Consider the following 17622-nt stretch of genomic DNA (forward strand, 5'->3'; position numbering starts at 1 on the left):
ACCCTTTGGGGAGCTCTGTTAGAGTTACCCTTTTATAGCCACTGATAAAAAAGATAATTTTCTGCTAATCTATGCTTGACTTTTCATAGCTGGTCTCCTTCTGGCGCACAACCGTGTCCAAAATAGTCGCCTCCATCCAGATGCCACTTTCCAACATAGCCACACTTAATACCATGATCCGATAATCTCTGCCCAATCGTTTTAACGTTTGCTCCTAGCGGAACGCCATTTGTCACCATCCCGTTAGAATGCGGAAATGTTCCTGTAAAAATAGCGCTTCTTGCTGGTCCACACACCGGCTGACAAGTATAGGCATTTTCATAGCGAATACCTTCATTAGCTAAAGCATCTAAGTTAGGCGTACTCATCTTTCGATTTCCATAGCAGCCGACCATGTCTTTTCTTGTTGTATCTGTCATTAATAAAACAACCTGCTTTTTCAACGACTTTTGCCTCCTCCCTGATAGATTCACTACATCTATGTGGCTCCATAGTATTTCATATGACTTCGTATAGCCATTTACATAATTACTTTTCATATGGATTTTCCTGCTTTCACACGATATACTGGTACTAACAGGATAACAAAGGAGCTTGATGATAATGATAAATATAAGTGGGCACTTTCGAAATGAGCGAACTCAGCTTGGCTTTTGTAATATGGATATTCCTCTTATGGTGAATTGCTGTGGAAAACAGATTTTCCAGACTCAGGACTATTTCTGTAATCGGGAGAAAGGACGTCTGGATTATCAGATAATATATGTATTCCGGGGAGAGGGCCATTATTTCATAGATCATCACTGGATAACCCTTGCGGCTGGAAATATTGTGCTGTATCGACCAACAGTACCTCAATTCTATTCATACTTTGCAAAAGAAAAGCCTGAAATATACTGGATTCATTTTACAGGTAATCAATGCGAAGAGCTTCTGAAGAAATATGATATACGCAATTGCTACATCGGAGAAAACCAATACTTGAAGCTACTGTTCCAGGATATCATTAATGAACTGCAGTTAAAAAAGCCACAGTATGAAGATATCATTCTACATGATTTCTGCCTTTTGCTCTGTTCCATCAGTCGCTCATTCTGTTCTCTCTCAAAGCCTTACGAAAACAATTTTTCCATCGACCGCCTGCTTTTAGAGCTGAATTCTAAATATGCTGATAACTGGACTTTATCTACGATGGCAGATTACTGTAAACTAAGCAAAAGCTACTTCTCGCACACTTTTCGTAAGCGTATGGGTGTTTCTCCGGTTCAGTACCTTAATACGCAACGTATTGAAAAAGCAAAGGAGTTTCTGCTTTCAAATTCCATGAGTATTTCAACCATAGCTCGATTAGTAGGATTCGATGATCCGCTGTATTTCAGCAGAGTATTTAAAAAACACACTGGAATTGCCCCTCAGATGTTCTATCAAAAAGTTGGAAACGCAAATACGCCGGAATGGTTTCTTCAACAACCACCAAAGTCATAGGTACTCTCTAAATTATTCACTTACAGATGGACTGTATTTTTAACACGAAGCACAGTCAAAGATTGAGGCTGTGTATAATATAAAATCAGATGTCTGACGGCGATTTTTTTACCGTTCAGACATCCGATTTTTATATTTTATCTATGATTTAAAGAGGTTATTCTGTCTTTGCACAGTTCTTCTCTGCCAATTTCGGAATATCACCAACACCATTCAGCACAATGCTTGGACGATAAGCATAGGTATCAAGTGTATCACGAGTAGATACGCCAGAAAGAACAAGTACAGTTGACATACCACTTTCCATGCCAGAAATGACGTCTGTATCCATACGATCGCCAATCATCACGGCTTCTGCAGAATGGCACCCAAGCAAGCGCAGTCCTGTCCTCATCATTAATGGATTCGGCTTTCCGCAAAAATAGGCTTTTTTACCGGTAGCCATCTCAATCGGGGCTACTAAAGCACCGCACGCAGGGGCAATTCCATTTTCAATTGGTCCTGACACATCCGAGTTTGCGCCAATCAGCTTTGCACCATTAAGAACAAGATTTGTTGCTTTAGTTAATGTATCGAGTGAATATGCTCGCCCTTCTCCTACAACAACGTAATCCGGATTAACGTCATTCATCGTCACCCCCGCATCATAAAGTGCATTCAAAAGTCCTGCTTCGCCAATAGCAAACACAGAACAGCCCGGTGCCTGCTGCTTTAAAAATGCTGCCGTCGCTAAAGCACTCGTATAAAAATGCTCTTCTGGTACATCGAGTCCCATACGCGCTAACTTCTGGTTCAGTTCTCGTCGAGTGTAGCCACTATTATTTGTGAGAAATAAATACTCCTTATGCTCCTCCTGCAACCACTGAATAAATTCTCTGACACCTGGTAGGATTTGATTCCCGTGGTAGATCACACCATCCATATCGCAAATAAAGCCCTTGATTGCAGTAAAGTCTATTCCAGAAAGTCGTTCCATAACACTGTCTCCTCCTATATGGTGAATCACACCAGTAGTAATGACTTCATTTTTTTAATTATACCATCAAGGATTCATGCGACACATCTGCGTGTAAAACCTTCTGGCAGTAATCCCTCGAAGAAACATTTCGTCTCTTCGGGACTGAAACGCTTTTTCTCGAGCGGTAGACTGATCGATATGGGGCGACAGTCAGGTGTCGATAAATAGATATCGTCATACGAAAAAAAAGAATTAGAAGAATCTGTACCGGTAATGTGCCCGACACAGGTGCTGATCCCGCATATTTCCATCATAACAGTAAGATTAAACATGGCTATCCTCGTTTCTCGGCAATGATGTCCATGCCTAAAATGTTTGCAAGGTGTATTGCTTTTTCAAGCTCTGCCGTAGGTTTGCCACGCTCCAGATCAGAAATATAGCTTATACTGAAGCCGGTTAACTCAGCAAGAGTACTCTGCGTATAGTGAAGTTCTTTTCGACGATTACGAATCGCAAGTCCGAAATCGCTTGAATCATAAAGCTTCATAAGGTTGCCTCGATTCTGCCGTACGGCTTATTTTAAAGTTGAGTTTGGTTATTTGGTTCGTACGGCTAAATTATACTTGCATTTATAAATAATGAGCCGTACGGCTAATTTATCACAAATGAATTATATAATTAGCCGTACGGCGTAGTCAAGCGATATACATCATCATTATTCGCACCATTCCGTCAGCAGGTTGCCGTCCCCTCCGGTCCCCTGCCGGATCAGTACACGAGTGAACTATAACCAGTAAACTTGACCGTCAGATCATCGCCTAGAACTGTGTATTCCGGTGCAGAGGAACCCAGCTCTCTGCCATGTTCAAAGACTCCTCTTATATATGGTTTCGTCACTTTATCTTCGCCAGCACGTCTTGGAACTTCGCATAGTTCACCTTCACTCCGTCATTAAAAAATCTCGCCCCACAATATTTGCACTTTCGCCCCAATTTTTCATGCTGTAAACGTTCATTCACTGTGCATACACGGTTATGTAACATCGATGGATGAACATACAGAAAGAACCCAGAAACAACGTATTTACGTCATTTCCGGGCTCTCTTCCAAGTGATTTCTCACCCTATAAAGAAAGCTGGCAACCGGAATCGGACCGGTGACCTCCGCACTACCAATGCGACGCACTACCGACTGTGCTATGCCAGCATTCCGTTCCCTCTCGAGAACTTCTATACTTTATCATGGAGACCCTGCTCTGTCAACCACGAATTTACTTTTTTTGTAAAAAGTTTATGTGGACATTATTTTGCACATAACGGCACGGCGCAGATATACGGATACGGCGCTTATCTGCGTTGTGCAGGGCGTTCCCTGCGTGCTCTGAGCCGAAGCCGATATGAGGGCCAGTTAAGCTGTGAATTATTCCGAGAAAAACTTCGCCTTGATCTTCTCCGTTGGCATCCTCTCGCCGGTCCAGAGCTCGAAGGCGGCTGCGCCCTGGTACAGCAGCATGTTGATGCCGTTGAAGGACTTGAGGCCGCAGGCCTCAGCCATCTCGAGGAGCTTCGTCTTCCGCGGATTATAGATGACGTCGGCGACGACCAGCGGTGCCACTGTCTGCACCTTCTCCTGTGCGGCAGTCGTATCGGCTGTCGGGGCCTCTCCCTGGGCAGCAGACGCATCCGAGGTCTGCGCATCACCGCAGGCTACCCTCGCCCGCTGCGTAAGCCAGGACGGATCCTGGATGATGCAGGCATCGGTATGCGGTGCCATGCCGACATTCGTCGCGTTGATGAGGAGACAGGACTCCGCGATCTGCTGCTGCATCACAGCATCCTCATAGTCATAGACCGTGACATGGCAGTGGGTACGTTCGTTCAGCTCGGCGACGACACGGGCGGTCCGATCGTGGAAGCGGCTGGTGGCGCGCTCGAAGACCGCTACCTCGCGGGCACCATCGAGCGCGAGCTGCACGAGGATGGCGATCCCGGCCCCACCGGTACCGAGCAGCGTCACCTTCTGTCCGCGGAAATCGACGCCTTCCTGACGTGCCGACTCCGTGAAGCCGATACCGTCCGTGGTATGTCCCGTCGCCGTGCCATCGTCCTCGAGGACAACGGTATTGACTGAACCGGCGATCTCTGCTGCCGGACTCAGCCGGTCACAGAGCGCGACGGCCTCCGTCTTCAGCGGCATCGTGAGGTTGAAGCCGCGCACGCCCATCCTCCGGAAGCTGTCCATCACGCCGGCGAGCTCCCCCTCTTTCACATCGAAGGCGAGGTAACGGTAGTCGAGCCCGAGCTCCGCGAAGGCCTCGTTGTGCATCGCCGGGGACATGCTGTGCGCCACCGGGCTGCCGAGCAGACAGATCATTTTCGTGCGTCCTGAAATTTCCATATTTCCTCCATCATCCAGAACAGGGAACCCGGCGTCCCGCCTGCGATTCCCTGCCATTTTCTTCCTATACGATTATATGTGGCCAATGTTTACATCAGCCCACATGCCGTCAGTTCAGTCGCTGCCGTACGATTTCGTACGCGAGCACGCCGCACGCGACGGATGCGTTCAGAGAGTCGATGTCGCCCTTCATCGGGATGGAGGCGACCATATCGCACTTCTCCTTCACGAGGCGGGAAACGCCCTCGCCCTCGTTCCCGATGACGAGTCCGATCGCACCCTTCAGATTCAGCTTATACATGAGCTCGCCGTCCATATCCGCACAGACGAACCATATGCCCTCCTTCTTCAGCTCCTCGATGGTCTGGCCGATGTTGGTAACCTTCGCCACACGGGTATGCTCCAGCGCGCCGGCCGAGCTCTTCGCCACGGTCGAGGTCAGCCCGACGGCGCGCCGCTCGCGGATGATGACCCCATGGGCGCCGGCGAGATTCGCCGTACGGATCATCGCGCCGAGGTTATGCGGATCCTCGATGCCGTCGAGGATGAAGAGGAACGGATCCTCGTTCTTCTCACGGGCAGCGTCGAGCATCTCCTGCACGCTGCTGTAGTGGAATGCCGCAAGGTAGGCCGCTACACCCTGGTGGCTCGCCCCCTGTCCGGCGATCTCATCGAGGCGCTCCTTCTTCACGAATTCCGGCTTCACACCGGCCTTCTTCGCCTCACGTAAAATCGTGGAAATCGGGCCGTCGTGGAGCCCGTCCTGTACGAACAGACGATCGATCGCCTTGCCCGCACGAAATGCTTCGATGACCGGATTTCGTCCGATCAGTGTAAATTCTTCGTCTCTCATGCTTAGATCCTTCTCCTATGCTCACATCCATGGCCGACTCCGAGAGCCGGTACACATCGGAGACGGTCTCCGATACAGGATGTGATGTTTGAACCGAAAAAACGCAGTTTTTCAACCGGCTTATTCTTTTTCTGCTTCTGCCGCCGGCTCGTGCCGGATCTCGCCTTAGCGGTCCTCCAGCGCCTGCAGGTGGGTGATGCCTCTCGCCTCCAGATCGATCATGCGCTCGTACTGCTCCGTCAGATACAGGTATCCGATCAGCGCCTCGAAGCCTGTCGCGCGGCGGTACTCCTGGATGGAGCTGTTCTTGCTGTGCGTTGCAGACTTCTGATTGCGGCCACGACGGTAGACGGACATCTCCTCGTCCGTCAGCACGCCCTGTCCGATGAGAAAGCCCATGATCTCCGACTGCGCATGTGCACAGACGAAGGTCGTCTTCTTCTGGTTGACAGCATTGACCACACCCGGGAAGTTCGACACCACATACTCCCGCACGGCGAGGTCATAGAGACAGTCGCCGATGTACGCGAGAATAAGCGGTGAAGTCGTCTGGACATCCACCGCTTTCAGATTCAGCTTTTCCTTATAGAGCTTGAAAATCTCGTAATCCATCAGGCACGACTCCACTTCACGCCTTCTCTGGTATCCTTGAGAACGATACCCATGGCGAGCAGCTGGTCACGGATTTCATCCGCCCGGGCGAAGTCCTTCGCCTTACGTGCTGCCTGACGCTCCTCGATCAGCTTCTCGACCTCACTGTCGAGATCATCCTTCTTGAGCTCCGTACGAATGCCCAGGACACCCATGAGAAGCTCGAGTTTCGCAAGCACATAGTCCACGTATGCCTTCGTGCTCTCCTCGGTCGCCGTGATGTTCGCCACACGAACGAGCTCGAAGATCGCCGTGATCGCATCTGCGGTGTTCAGATCATCGTCCATCTTGCTGTTGAAGGTTTCCTGCAGCTGATCGACCGCCTTCTGATCCTCCAGCTCCTTCTCCGTCATCGCATCGCCCTGTGCCTTCGCACTCAGCTCACGCAGACGATCCAGCGCCGTGTAGATACGGTCGAGGGAGGTCTTCGCAGCATCCATGAGCTCCTTACTGAAGTTCAGCGGATTACGGTAGTGGGCGCTCAGCATGTAGAAGCGGAGCACCATCGGATCATACTGCGCAGTGATGTCACGGACGGTAAAGAAGTTACCGAGGGACTTACTCATCTTCTGGTTGTTGATATTGATGAATCCGTTGTGCATCCAGTAGTTCGAGAAGGTCTCGTGGTGTGCACTCTCATACTGTGCGATCTCGTTCTCGTGGTGCGGGAAGATGAGGTCCTCACCACCGGCATGGATGTCGAGACGTCCGCCGCAGTACTTCGGAGCCATGACGCAGCACTCGGTGTGCCAGCCCGGACGACCCTCGCACCATGGAGACTCCCAGTACGGCTCGCCGTCCTTCTTCGGCTTCCAGAGTACGAAATCGGTCGAGGTACGCTTGCCCTCCTCACCGGACACCTTCAGATCACGGAAACCGGACTGCAGCTCATCGATGTTCTTGTGACTCAGCTTTCCGTAGCCGCGGAAGGAGGTCGTATCGAAATAAACGGTACCATCGGCAGCGACATAAGCATTACCGCCCTCGATCAGGGTCTTGATCAGATCGATCATGCCCTGGATCTCCTCGGTCGCCTTCGGGTGTGCGCTCGCCGGCTCGATGTTCATCGCATCCATGTCCTTCTCGACCTCGGCGATGTACTTCTTCGTGATCTCGCCGCAGCTCACGCCCTCTTCGATGGACTCCTTGATGATCTTGTCGTCGACATCGGTATAGTTCGACACATAGGTCACCTTATAGCCCTGATACTCCATATAGCGACGGAAGGTATCAAACACGATCATCGGACGCGCGTTACCGATATGGATGAAGTTGTAGACCGTCGGTCCACAGACATACATACGGATCTTGCCCTCCTCGATCGGCTTAAACTCTTCCTTCATGCGGGACATCGTATTAAAAATCTTCATAGTATCTCCTCTGCCCATGATTTCTGCCCGCCCGGTAAAATTTCTATGACGGCACATCCTGCGTTCGCCAATGCTTCTGGCGCTACATCATCGCTTCTCATAGGGTCATATAAAACTATTTTAAGGCTTAAAGACGCGCGCGTCAATGACAATGAGGCCCTGCCGGACGCCCCTCTCATGGAGTAACAAAGAAGCCTTGCCATAGGCAAGGCTCTGAATACGTTCGCCACTAGGGCATCCATGCGCCGCTCCGTCCTTTGGACGGCCCTCTCATGGATTAGCAAAGAAGCCTTGCCATAGGCAAGGCTCTGAATACGTTCGCCACTAGGGCATCCATGCGCCGCTCCGTCCTTTGGACGGCCCTCTCATGGATTAGCAAAGAAGCCTTGCCATAGGCAAGGCTCTGAATACGTTCGCCACTAGGGCATCCATGCGCCGCTCCGTCCTTTGGACGGCCCTCTCATGGATTAGCAAAGAAGCCTTGCCATAGGCAAGGCTCTGAATACGTTCGCCACTAGGGCATCCATGCGCCGCTCCGTCCTTTGGACGGCCCTCTCATGGATTAGCGCTGATACTGGTTGAAGAACTGCTGGAACTGCTGCCACAGCTGCTCCTGGTCGCTGCTGCCGGAGCCGTTCGAGCCCTGGCTGCCGTCCGAGCCGTTGCCGTTTGAGCCATTACCGTTCGAACTGCTGCCGCCGTTCTGAGAGAACGGGTCGTTTGCGGAGCCCTGGTTCTGCTGACTCTGTGTGCCGGACTTCTTGTTGGTGTTCGAGGTCTCGGAGGAGCCCAGGGTGACGTCGACGGTTACCTCGTCATACTGGCTGCCGTTCGGACGCTTGACGGTGACCTTGACAGTCTCGCCGGCCTTATACTTCGAAAGAAGGTTCGAGAGATCGTCGAAGGTGTTGACGCCCTGACCATCCAGTGCGGTGATGATATCCTTCTCCTGGAGGCCACTGTTCTCAGCATTGGAGCCCTCAGTGAACTTATAGATGAAGACGCCCTGCGGCATGTCGAAGGTCTGTGCGGTCTGCGCATCGATGTTCTTGACCTGGATGCCGAGGTAACCACGCTCATCCTCCGGAACGGCCTGACGTGTAGTCAGTGTGGACAGTGAGTCGATGACCTTCTTCGCCTTCGCGGATGGGATGGAGTAGCCCATACCCTCGACATCGGTATCACTGTACTTCGCGACGTTGATGCCGATCAGCTCGCCCTGCATGTTGAGGAGTGCGCCGCCGGAGTTGCCCGGGTTGATGGCGGCATCCGTCTGGAGAAGTCCAGACTCGCTGCTCTCACTGGTCTGTACATCTCTGTCCTTCGCGGAGATGATACCGGTGGTGACGGACTGACCGTAGCCCAGTGCGTTACCGATCGCCACGACCTGATCGCCGACCTGTATGTCATCGCTGTTGCCAATGCTGATGACCTTCAGCGCATCCATCGTCGCCTGAGGAATATCGGAAAGCTTTACAGCGACCACGGCGAGATCCGCGGAGGCATCGGTACCCTTGATTTCAGCATCGACACTCTCGTTATCACAGAAGGTGACGGAGAGGGAGCTCGAATCAGCGACCACATGGTTGTTGGTGACGATCAGAAGCTCGGTATCATTCTTTCCGACGATGACGCCGGAACCACTCGCCGGTACCTCGGTCTCATAATTCTGGTAGTTCCCGAACAGGGAGAAGCCGTTCGCCTGATACTTCATCATATTGGTGATGGCGACAACCGACGGCATCGCGTTCTTCGCGACCTCACTGACGGAGCCATAGCCAAGCGTGGATGCCGGAGCGGTACCACTGCCCGCTGTGCCTGCCGCCTGTGTTTCCGCGGCAGCCTGGGTCGCGGCGGCGGTGGTCTCCGGTGTGACGGCCTGGGCGCCACTGTCACTCTGGTAAGCGATGCCGGCCTTCTGGGCGGCGACATTGACCCCGACCATGGATGCACCGGCGACGGCACCGAACAATACAGCACCTAAAACGATTCCTGCTACTTTTTTCATCATGAACCTCCTGAGAAAGTGTAGTTCCTGATCGATCGTATATGTTCATTCATCGTGATCTGGTAAAGCCGGACTGCGATCGCAACAGACCTTCTGCGTTCTGCTGCCGACCGCCGCTTCGACGATCACGGATGATGCTCATGCACATCAGCTATCTTTCTGTTTACATCGAGTATGATACGTGATTTCTGTGTTGAATTTGTGTCTTAGATTTGGAGAATTTGTGAAAAACGCGCTCGTGTACAGTCGATATAGAAGGTATTCTGAAGCGAAGATTTTCACAGGTGAAGCATAGAATTTCGAAGGGATTCGAAGGGGCAGTTTATAGTCTTTTTAGAGATGAAGCGACTGAAAAATGCTATAATTTTTTCATATAAAGCTTCGGAGGAAGTATGTATTATTTCATCATCAATCCGGAGGCCTCAGGTGGCCGCGGACGAAAAATCTGGGATAAGGTACTCAAATATTTAAAACGGACACATAATACGGAGAACTACGAGGTATATCTTACGGAGAAGGCCGGCGATGCGCGCCGCTACGCACAGCAGCTGTCCGAGCGCTGTCCGGAGAAGCGGACGATCACCGTGATCGGTGGCGAGGGTACGCTGAACGAGGTCGTGGATGGACTGCACATGGACGGTGACCGTGTGTCCGTCGCCTATATTCCGACGAAAACGGATAACGACATCGCGCGCTGCTATCGGAAGCGCTATACACTGCGCGCGCAGCTGAAGCGTCTCCGGAATCCATCGGATGAGCTGCTGCTCGATTATGGTGTGCTGAACTGTGCGACCATGAATCGCCGCTTCGCGGTGAGCTCCGGGATCGGCTTCGATGCGGCGCTCTTTCCGGCGCTGTATGCCGAGGGGTATGACGGTGCGGCCGACACGAAAAAGCCGTTCTTCCAGCGACGGCGGGTGAGCTATTTCCATATCTTCGTGCGGGAGCTGATCCATGCGCGTCCGAGTCATGGCTATGTGATCCTCGATGGCGATAAGCGCCACGAGTTCAACAACATCCTGTTCATCTCGGCGCATGTACATCCCTTCGATGGTGGCTATATGGTCTGCCCGAAGGCCGACGGCGCGGATGGTTACCTCGATATCTGTATCGTGAGCACGAAGTATAAGTGGCGGCTGCTCCTGATTATGCTGGCGAGCATCTTCGGAAAGCATGTCACCCATACCGGTGTGCATCTCTACCGCTGCCGTGAGGCCGTGATCCATACGGATCGGGCACTTCCGGTGCATGTGGATGGTGAGTCGATCGGTGAGCAGACGGACTATACGCTGACCTGCATTCCGAAGAAGCTGCGGCTGCGGCTCTGAGCGGATATACACTTTCGTCAGAAGACCCGGAGGGCCAGCCCTCCGGGTCTTCTGACGGAAACTTAAATCAGCAGTGCGACGGCCTGTGCGCTGATGCCTTCGCCACGACCGGTGAAGCCGAGATGCTCCTCCGTGGTGGCCTTGATGGACACCTGGTCGACGGAAAGGTTCAGGGCCTTCGCGACATTCATACGCATCTCCGGGAGATAGCTCATCAGCTTCGGACGCTGCGCGATGATAGTAGAGTCGATGTTCTCGATGCTGTAGCCATGAGCGGCGAGGATGAGGCCGACCTCATGAAGCAGCTGTACGGAATCAGCGCCCTTATAGCGCGGATCCGTATCCGGGAAGTGCTGCCCGATATCACCGAGGGCGGCTGCACCGAGCAGTGCATCCATGATGGCATGCACGATAACATCCGCATCACTGTGACCGTCGAGACCACGCTCATACGGGATGGTCACGCCGCCGAGGATCAGTGCACGTCCCTCGACCAGTTTATGTACATCATATCCTGTTCCGATTCTCATAAAAACCTCCATTACATAAAATTCTGTGGATCCACATAGCTTCCGTTTTCACGGATGCCGAAGTGGAGATGTGGTCCGGTTGAGTAGCCGGTGGAGCCGACGGAGCCGATGCTCTCGCCCTGCTTGACTTCCTGCCCCTCGGAGACACCGAGGTTTGCCATGTGCATGTAGACGGTATACACACCGCTGCCATGGTTGATCATCACGTAGTTTCCGGCCGAGGCAGAGTAGGTTGCGATCACGACCTCACCGCCGGCGGCCGCCACGACCTTCGAGCCACTGGATGCCGCGATGTCGATGCCCTTATGATAGGTGCTGGCACCCTCGGTCGGCGCTTCACGGGAGCCGAAGGTACTGCTGATGCGGCCTCCCGACGGAACCGGCCAGGTGAATCCGCCACTCATCGTTCGCGTCGTGTAGTCCGACTTCACCTTCTCGACCGAATCCGGATCCTTACCGGCAGCGACGGCCGCCTTCCGGGCCGCCTCTTCCTTCGCCTTCGCCTCGGCTTCGGCCTTCTTCCGTGCCTCCTCTTCCTGCCGTTTGATTTCCTTCTCCATCGCGGCGATCGTGCTCTCCTGCTCCTCGATGTCCGCGTAGAGTGCATTGATCTCACCCTGCTGCTGGTTCGCCGTCGACTGCGCCGAGCGGATCTTCTGATTATAGGCGGCGAGCTCCTGGTTCTTCTGTGCGAGCAGGGTCGCCACGCTCTGCTGCTTCGCGCTCGCGGATGCCTGCATCGTCACCAGCTGTGCCTGCTCCGCCTCGAGCTGCAGATTCGTGTTCGTGATAAACTGCTTCGTCGCCGCAAACTCGTCCAGCTTCTGCCGGTCATACTCCGTGATCTTCGCGATGTACTCTGCCTTGTTGAGGAGATCAGCCCAGCTTTCGGAATTCAGGATCATGTCGATGAAGCTCGTATCACCCTTCTCGTACATGAAGCGGATGCGCAGCTTCATGCTGGCATACTGGTCCGACTCGGTCTGCGCCGCCTCGGCGAGCTGCCCCTGCGTGAACTGGATGTCCAGCTGCTTCTGCGCGATGGAAGCATTGAGCTCGTTCACCTCGTTCGTGAGCTCCGTCATGCTCTGGTCGAGTGCTTTGATGTAGCTCGCGGTATCTGCCTTCCGGTCCTTGAGCCCGCTGATGGTATCGTTCACCTTCGCCTGCTCTTCCTTCAGTGCATCGATGGCCGCCTGATTCGCGTCGATCGTTTTCTGCGCCGACGCGATCTGCTTCTTCTCCGTCTCCGCCGCGAGGTTCGGCTTCGCCGTGCAGCAGAGGGACAGCACGAGCGCCGCCGCAAGCATATTCAGTTTCGCTGATTTCTTTTTTCTCATGTCTTCTTTCTTTCGGCTGATGCCTTCGTCCTTCGCATCATCATGTCGCGGGTCGTCTTCCAGACCTCGATGCATCGACGAGGCTTCGCGCCGCCTTGCATTATACCCGGAGCGACTTTCGGATCGTCACGAAGGAGACGACGAAGCCGACACCGACACCGAGGCCCAGCGCGACTGCGACCATCTGCGGATAGATGGTGCTGATCGGAATAGGCTGGAACAGCGTCGAGATCGAGACAAAGTGGCTTGTGACATAGTGGACAGCCTTTTCATAGATGAAGTAGATGCCGGCGAGCGGGATCAATGCACCGACGAGGCCGAGCATCACACCCTCGACGAGGAACGGCAGGCGGATCATGAGGTTCGTCGCGCCGATCATCTTCATGATCATGTTCTCGCGTCGACGGAACTGTGCCGCGACGGAGATCGTGTTGCTGATCAGGAAGACCGACACCGCCAGCAGTACCGCGATGATCACGGCGCTGAGCAGCGAGATGATGCGGTTCAGCGAGCTCAGTCCCGTGACGGCTGCGTTCGAGTAATTCACCTGACGGACGACCGGGAAGCTGTGAAGCCAGTCCACGATGCTCTGCTGATCCTGGATGTTGTTGAGGAAGATCTCGTAGCTTTGGGAGTTCGCGAGCGGGTTGTCCTCGGCGAATGCCTCTGCGAGCAGCTCGTTGTTATCGAAGTAATCGCTCTTAAACGTTTCCCAGGCCTCCTCGGCAGAGGTATAGTGGGAGCTCTTCACTTCCGGACGCGCCGCGATGGCCTCGCCGACAGCATTGACCTCCTCAGAACTTGCGTCATCGGTAAAGAAGACGGTGATGCCGACGGTGGTTTCTGCGGTTTTCGCGATGTGCTGTACGTTCGTCACGATCGCGAAGAACAGACAGAACAGGAAGATGCAGGCCGCGATCGTCGCCGTGGAGGCGGCGGAAAACAGCTTGTTATGCAGTATGTTTTTGAATCCGGAATGGATACAGTAACCGATGGCGTTCGCTTTCATCTGACGTCACCTCCCTTTCTCCGGCTGACATGACGCGGGCGGTGGCTGCCACCGAGACCGCGCGGGCGTTCCGTGGAAACTGTTTCAGAACTGAGCTCCGACACGTTTTCACGGATGGACGCGGTCTCTTCCGACATACTTTCCTCCGCTGTCGATCGTTTGCGTGATCGACGACGTTGCATCTCCGGGACAGCCTTCTCTGCTTCTGCAGAAGCGACAGACTCGCTCGCCTCTTCTGCAGCGGAATCCGAGATGATCTCGCCGTCGGCCATGTGAACGGTGCGCTTGTTCATCATACGGACGAGCTCGAGGTCGTGCGTGATAACGATGACCGTGGTGCCCTGCGCGTGGATGCGCTCGAGCAGCTTCATGATGCTGACGGCGTTCTCGTGGTCGAGGTTGCCGGTCGGCTCATCTGCGATCAGAATCTCCGGACGGTTGATCAGTGCGCGGGCGATGGCGGTACGCTGCTGCTCGCCACCGCTGAGCTCGCGCGGATAGGCATCGTGCTTCTCGCTGAGACCGACGCGTTCGAGCATCTCCGCGACATCTGCGCGGATTTCCGGGGTGGATTTACCGGCGATCAGCTCGGCGAAGCCGACGTTCTCATAGACGGAACGGTCCTCGAGGAGCCGGAAGTCCTGGAAGACGACACCGAGACGGCGACGGTACTTCGGGACGAGACGTCGCTTCATGTGCTGCAGGGCGAGCCCGTTGACGGTGATCTCGCCCTCCGTCGGCTCGAGCTCCTTCGTGAGGAGGCGGACGAGCGTGGATTTACCAGAGCCGCTGCGCCCGACGATGAAGCAGAACTCGCCATCCGCGATGGTGAGACTGACATTTCGGAGGGCCTCAACGCCGTTTTTATAGCTTTTGGAAACGTTTTTGATTTCAATCATTCTTATAGAAGGTCCTTTGGTGGGGTGTTGCACATCGTATATCGCGCAAGGGCTCGATGCACCTTGCGTCCGGGTTGCCTTCAGAAACAACGCAAGGGGGCTTCCGGAAGACGATGCCGCACTATATAAAATAATAGCAAAAACCGGTCCGTGGTGTATACACCATGGACCGGCTAATTCATGTCAATAATCTTAAGATTTTTTCAGAGACAGGGCTGTCTCCGGACGCTGAGTGAAGCGTCGATGGATCGAAGACTCGAAGAATTAATAGTCGATGGTCTCCATATACTTCATGTACTTTACAACCATGAGTGCGATCTTGAAGGTAATCGCGTCATCAAATACACGAAGGTCCAGACCGGTGGAGCGCTGCAGCTTATCGAGACGGTATACCAGGGTGTTTCTGTGGATATACAGCTGACGGGAGGTCTCGGAAACGTTCAGGTTGTTCTCGAAGAACTTGTTGATCGTGGTCAGGGTCTCCTCGTCGAACTCGTCCGGAGAGACGGTCGTGAAGATCTCGCGGATAAACATCTTGCACAGTGGCAGTGGCAGCTGATAGATCAGACGGCCGATACCGAGACGGTTGTAGGCGATGATGTTCCGCTCTGCATAGAAGATCTTACCGACCTCGAGGGCCATCTTCGCTTCCTTGTAGGACTTCGAAACATCCTTGATCTCGTTCACTACGGTACCGTAGCTGACACGGGCATCGATCATCGCCTCGGTCTCGAGCATATCGAGGATCGTCTCGGCTACATGGTGGAGCTCATCTGAGGTCTCGGTCGGCTTCACTTCCTTTACGACGATGACATTTTTCTCATCGACCGCAGTGACGAAATCGTGAGTCTTTGCAGCGAACAGTGTCTTCAGTGCCTCGAGGGCGCCGGAATCGCTGGTGCTCTTCTTGGTTTCGATGATGTAGACCACGCGCTTCACGCTGACATCGATATGCAGCTTCTTCGCACGGTTATAGATGTCGACCAGAAGCAGGTTGTCGAGCAGGAGGTTCTTGATGAAGTTGTCCTTATCGAACTTCTCCTTATATGCAACCAGCAGGGTCTGGATCTGGAAGGCGGCGAGCTTGCCGACCATGTACACGTCGTCGCTGTCGCCCATCGCGATCAGCACATACTCGAGCTGGTGCTCGTCGAAGATCTTAAAAAACTGATATCCGCCCACGGCCTGGCTGTCTGCCTGTGATTCCGCAAAGGACGAAACCATAGATTCTGTATACTGGTTATCGGTAAAGGTCGATGCAAGCACCTTTCCATCAATGTCCGCAATGGCGATATCAACTCTTGTAATACTCTTGAGAGAATCAATCGTGCTCTGTAAAACCTGATTTGAAATCATTCTCTACTCCTTCTGCACTTAACGACTAGATACGACTAGTACTCCATAATTATTGATATTTTACTAGATTCGATTTCTAAAATCAATCATTGTATCGACCTGATGACTGTCATTTTCCGTCATTTTGTAAGCGTTCAGGCAGTGCCGCCCCGCCCTCCCTGAGCGTTTCCGTCATTTTTCAGCCTCTTTCGGCCTCTTTTCCATGCATGGCTGTATAAAATGATACGATGAACGAAAAAACACCCGGTGGATCTCCCACCGGGTGCGCTGTGATTCTTTTAGTTTGTGATGGTCTGCTCTGTTTCCTTATCGAAAACGTGGATCTTCGCCTCATCGAGTGCGAAGGTAACGGTAGAACCGGTACGAGCAGCGGTCTTCGGGTTTACTCTTGCAACCCAGCCTGCATCGGCGAGGTCGAAGTAGAGAAGGGTCTCTGCACCGAGCATCTCGTATACCTTGATCTCAGCCTGTACGGTCTGCTTCGGGTGAGCAGCTACGAAATCTGCCTCATCGTGCAGATGCTCCGGACGGATGCCGAGGATGACGGTCTTACCGATGTATCCGCCGTCCTTCAGCTTGGCAGCCTTGGCAGCGTCGAGGGTGATGGTGTGGCCTGCGAAGGTAAGGGTTACATCATTACCCTCGGCCTTGCACTCTGCGTCGATCATGTTCATCTGCGGAGATCCGATGAAACCTGCAACGAACTTGTTGCACGGTGTATCGTAGAGGTTCTCCGGTGTATCTACCTGCTGGATGATACCATCCTTCATAACGACGATTCTGGTACCCAGTGTCATCGCCTCGGTCTGGTCATGTGTTACGTAGATGATGGTGGTCTCGAGGGACTTGTGGAGCTTTGCGATCTCTACACGCATCTGTGCTCTCAGCTTCGCATCGAGGTTACTGAGCGGCTCATCCATGAGGAATACCTTCGGTCTACGAACGATCGCACGTCCCATCGCTACACGCTGTCTCTGTCCACCGGAAAGAGCCTTCGGCTTTCTGTCGAGGAGATGCTCGAGATCGAGGATTCTCGCAGCCTCATGCACCTTCTGATCGATCTCTGCCTTCGGAACCTTACGAAGCTTCAGACCGAATGCCATGTTGTCATATACGGTCATATGAGGATACAGAGCGTAGTTCTGGAATACCATCGCGATATCTCTGTCCTTCGGCTCGACGTCATTTACTCTCTTGCCGTCGATGATCAGGTCACCGCTCGAGATATCCTCGAGACCTGCAATCATTCGAAGGGTGGTTGACTTACCACAGCCAGATGGTCCGACGAAAATGATGAATTCCTTATCCTTGATATCGAGGTTGAAATCCTTAACAGCGACGAAGCCGTTCGGATACTTCTTGGTTACATTCTTAAGCTCAACACTTGCCATAATTTTTTCTTCTCCTATAGGGCACAAACGTTTAGTGATCAGGTTCC

General features: G+C 53.1%; 15 protein-coding genes, 1 tRNA gene and 2 pseudogenes. 2 read left to right on the forward strand and 16 right to left on the reverse strand.

Annotated features, from left to right (window positions below; all coding sequences use genetic code 11):
- Positions 1 to 95 precede the first annotated feature (95 nt).
- Positions 96 to 443: pseudogene (locus ACK8P7_RS08135) on the reverse strand (sulfatase-like hydrolase/transferase); the annotation flags it as partial.
- 217 nt (positions 444 to 660) lie between these two features.
- Here ACK8P7_RS08135 and ACK8P7_RS08140 point away from each other — a divergent pair.
- Positions 661 to 1485, forward strand: coding sequence for an AraC family transcriptional regulator (locus ACK8P7_RS08140; RefSeq protein ID WP_410043716.1), 825 nt, complete (start codon positions 661 to 663; stop codon positions 1483 to 1485).
- A gap of 157 nt (positions 1486 to 1642) precedes the next feature.
- On the opposite strand, the gene ACK8P7_RS08145 is transcribed toward ACK8P7_RS08140, so the two are convergent.
- The 9 genes from ACK8P7_RS08145 to ACK8P7_RS08185 form a co-directional block, all read right to left on the reverse strand.
- Positions 1643 to 2461, reverse strand: coding sequence for an HAD-IIA family hydrolase (locus ACK8P7_RS08145; RefSeq protein ID WP_410043717.1), 819 nt, complete (start codon positions 2459 to 2461; stop codon positions 1643 to 1645).
- A 74-nt stretch (positions 2462 to 2535) separates the two neighbouring features.
- Positions 2536 to 2775 carry a HipA N-terminal domain-containing protein gene (locus tag ACK8P7_RS08150; RefSeq protein WP_410043718.1) on the reverse strand — a complete coding sequence of 80 codons (240 nt, stop codon included), beginning with the start codon at positions 2773 to 2775 and terminating at the stop codon, positions 2536 to 2538.
- A 2-nt stretch (positions 2776 to 2777) separates the two neighbouring features.
- The gene (locus tag ACK8P7_RS08155; RefSeq protein WP_410043719.1) at positions 2778 to 2990 is read right to left on the reverse strand and encodes a helix-turn-helix domain-containing protein; all 213 of its coding nucleotides are present in this window, start codon (positions 2988 to 2990) and stop codon (positions 2778 to 2780) included.
- 586 nt (positions 2991 to 3576) lie between these two features.
- Positions 3577 to 3649: transfer RNA gene (locus ACK8P7_RS08160), tRNA-Thr, on the reverse strand.
- Positions 3650 to 3862: 213 nt separating this feature from the next.
- Positions 3863 to 4840, reverse strand: coding sequence for a quinate/shikimate dehydrogenase (locus tag ACK8P7_RS08165; RefSeq protein ID WP_410043720.1), 978 nt, complete (start codon positions 4838 to 4840; stop codon positions 3863 to 3865).
- A gap of 109 nt (positions 4841 to 4949) precedes the next feature.
- Positions 4950 to 5693 carry a 23S rRNA (guanosine(2251)-2'-O)-methyltransferase RlmB gene (gene rlmB / locus ACK8P7_RS08170; protein WP_410043721.1) on the reverse strand — a complete coding sequence of 248 codons (744 nt, stop codon included), beginning with the start codon at positions 5691 to 5693 and terminating at the stop codon, positions 4950 to 4952.
- Between the two features lie 165 nt (positions 5694 to 5858).
- Positions 5859 to 6305, reverse strand: coding sequence for a Mini-ribonuclease 3 (locus ACK8P7_RS08175; RefSeq protein ID WP_410043722.1), 447 nt, complete (start codon positions 6303 to 6305; stop codon positions 5859 to 5861).
- On the reverse strand, positions 6305 to 7714 hold the full coding sequence (cysS, locus tag ACK8P7_RS08180) for a cysteine--tRNA ligase (RefSeq protein WP_410043723.1): 1410 nt from the start codon (positions 7712 to 7714) through the stop codon (positions 6305 to 6307). Before cysS ends, ACK8P7_RS08175 begins: the two co-directional genes overlap by 1 nt.
- Positions 7715 to 8276: 562 nt before the next feature.
- Complete coding sequence (locus ACK8P7_RS08185) at positions 8277 to 9722, reverse strand: S1C family serine protease (protein WP_410043724.1); 1446 nt, start codon at positions 9720 to 9722, stop codon at positions 8277 to 8279.
- Between the two features lie 392 nt (positions 9723 to 10114).
- Between ACK8P7_RS08185 and ACK8P7_RS08190 the strand changes: the two genes are divergently transcribed.
- Positions 10115 to 11050 (forward strand): diacylglycerol/lipid kinase family protein, encoded by a 936-nt coding sequence (locus tag ACK8P7_RS08190; protein WP_410043725.1) that lies wholly within the window; start codon positions 10115 to 10117, stop codon positions 11048 to 11050.
- Positions 11051 to 11112: 62 nt separating this feature from the next.
- Here the strand turns inward: ACK8P7_RS08190 and ispF are convergent, their stop codons facing one another.
- The 6 genes and pseudogenes from ispF to ACK8P7_RS08220 form a co-directional block, all read right to left on the reverse strand.
- Positions 11113 to 11580 carry a 2-C-methyl-D-erythritol 2,4-cyclodiphosphate synthase gene (gene ispF / locus ACK8P7_RS08195; RefSeq protein WP_410043726.1) on the reverse strand — a complete coding sequence of 156 codons (468 nt, stop codon included), beginning with the start codon at positions 11578 to 11580 and terminating at the stop codon, positions 11113 to 11115.
- 11 nt (positions 11581 to 11591) lie between these two features.
- Positions 11592 to 12920 (reverse strand): murein hydrolase activator EnvC family protein, encoded by a 1329-nt coding sequence (locus ACK8P7_RS08200; protein WP_410043727.1) that lies wholly within the window; start codon positions 12918 to 12920, stop codon positions 11592 to 11594.
- Between the two features lie 100 nt (positions 12921 to 13020).
- Entirely contained in the window at positions 13021 to 13929 is a 909-nt protein-coding gene (locus ACK8P7_RS08205) for a cell division protein FtsX (protein WP_410043728.1), read from the reverse strand.
- A 245-nt stretch (positions 13930 to 14174) separates the two neighbouring features.
- Positions 14175 to 14828: pseudogene (ftsE, locus tag ACK8P7_RS08210) on the reverse strand (cell division ATP-binding protein FtsE); the annotation flags it as partial.
- Between the two features lie 264 nt (positions 14829 to 15092).
- On the reverse strand, positions 15093 to 16184 hold the full coding sequence (locus ACK8P7_RS08215; protein ID WP_410043729.1) for a PucR family transcriptional regulator: 1092 nt from the start codon (positions 16182 to 16184) through the stop codon (positions 15093 to 15095).
- Between the two features lie 278 nt (positions 16185 to 16462).
- Positions 16463 to 17575 carry an ABC transporter ATP-binding protein gene (locus ACK8P7_RS08220; protein WP_410043730.1) on the reverse strand — a complete coding sequence of 371 codons (1113 nt, stop codon included), beginning with the start codon at positions 17573 to 17575 and terminating at the stop codon, positions 16463 to 16465.
- Positions 17576 to 17622 lie beyond the last annotated feature (47 nt).

Origin of the sequence: Oribacterium sp. P9 (genome assembly GCF_046365365.1) — a bacterium.
Classification (GTDB): Bacteria; Bacillota; Clostridia; order Lachnospirales; family Lachnospiraceae; genus Oribacterium.

Excerpts from the sequence above, each read along its gene's own strand:
- ACK8P7_RS08140 (WP_410043716.1), top strand. The coding sequence starts at position 661 with ATGGATATTCCTCTTATGGTGAATTGCTGTGGAAAACAGATTTTCCAG.
- ACK8P7_RS08145 (WP_410043717.1), bottom strand. The coding sequence starts at position 2,461 with ATGGAACGACTTTCTGGAATAGACTTTACTGCAATCAAGGGCTTTATT.
- ACK8P7_RS08150 (WP_410043718.1), bottom strand. The coding sequence starts at position 2,775 with ATGTTTAATCTTACTGTTATGATGGAAATATGCGGGATCAGCACCTGT.
- ACK8P7_RS08155 (WP_410043719.1), bottom strand. The coding sequence starts at position 2,990 with ATGAAGCTTTATGATTCAAGCGATTTCGGACTTGCGATTCGTAATCGT.
- ACK8P7_RS08165 (WP_410043720.1), bottom strand. The coding sequence starts at position 4,840 with ATGGAAATTTCAGGACGCACGAAAATGATCTGTCTGCTCGGCAGCCCG.
- rlmB (WP_410043721.1), bottom strand. The coding sequence starts at position 5,693 with ATGAGAGACGAAGAATTTACACTGATCGGACGAAATCCGGTCATCGAA.
- ACK8P7_RS08175 (WP_410043722.1), bottom strand. The coding sequence starts at position 6,305 with ATGGATTACGAGATTTTCAAGCTCTATAAGGAAAAGCTGAATCTGAAA.
- cysS (WP_410043723.1), bottom strand. The coding sequence starts at position 7,714 with ATGAAGATTTTTAATACGATGTCCCGCATGAAGGAAGAGTTTAAGCCG.
- ACK8P7_RS08185 (WP_410043724.1), bottom strand. The coding sequence starts at position 9,722 with ATGAAAAAAGTAGCAGGAATCGTTTTAGGTGCTGTATTGTTCGGTGCC.
- ACK8P7_RS08190 (WP_410043725.1), top strand. The coding sequence starts at position 10,115 with ATGTATTATTTCATCATCAATCCGGAGGCCTCAGGTGGCCGCGGACGA.
- ispF (WP_410043726.1), bottom strand. The coding sequence starts at position 11,580 with ATGAGAATCGGAACAGGATATGATGTACATAAACTGGTCGAGGGACGT.
- ACK8P7_RS08200 (WP_410043727.1), bottom strand. The coding sequence starts at position 12,920 with ATGAGAAAAAAGAAATCAGCGAAACTGAATATGCTTGCGGCGGCGCTC.
- ACK8P7_RS08205 (WP_410043728.1), bottom strand. The coding sequence starts at position 13,929 with ATGAAAGCGAACGCCATCGGTTACTGTATCCATTCCGGATTCAAAAAC.
- ACK8P7_RS08215 (WP_410043729.1), bottom strand. The coding sequence starts at position 16,184 with ATGATTTCAAATCAGGTTTTACAGAGCACGATTGATTCTCTCAAGAGT.
- ACK8P7_RS08220 (WP_410043730.1), bottom strand. The coding sequence starts at position 17,575 with ATGGCAAGTGTTGAGCTTAAGAATGTAACCAAGAAGTATCCGAACGGC.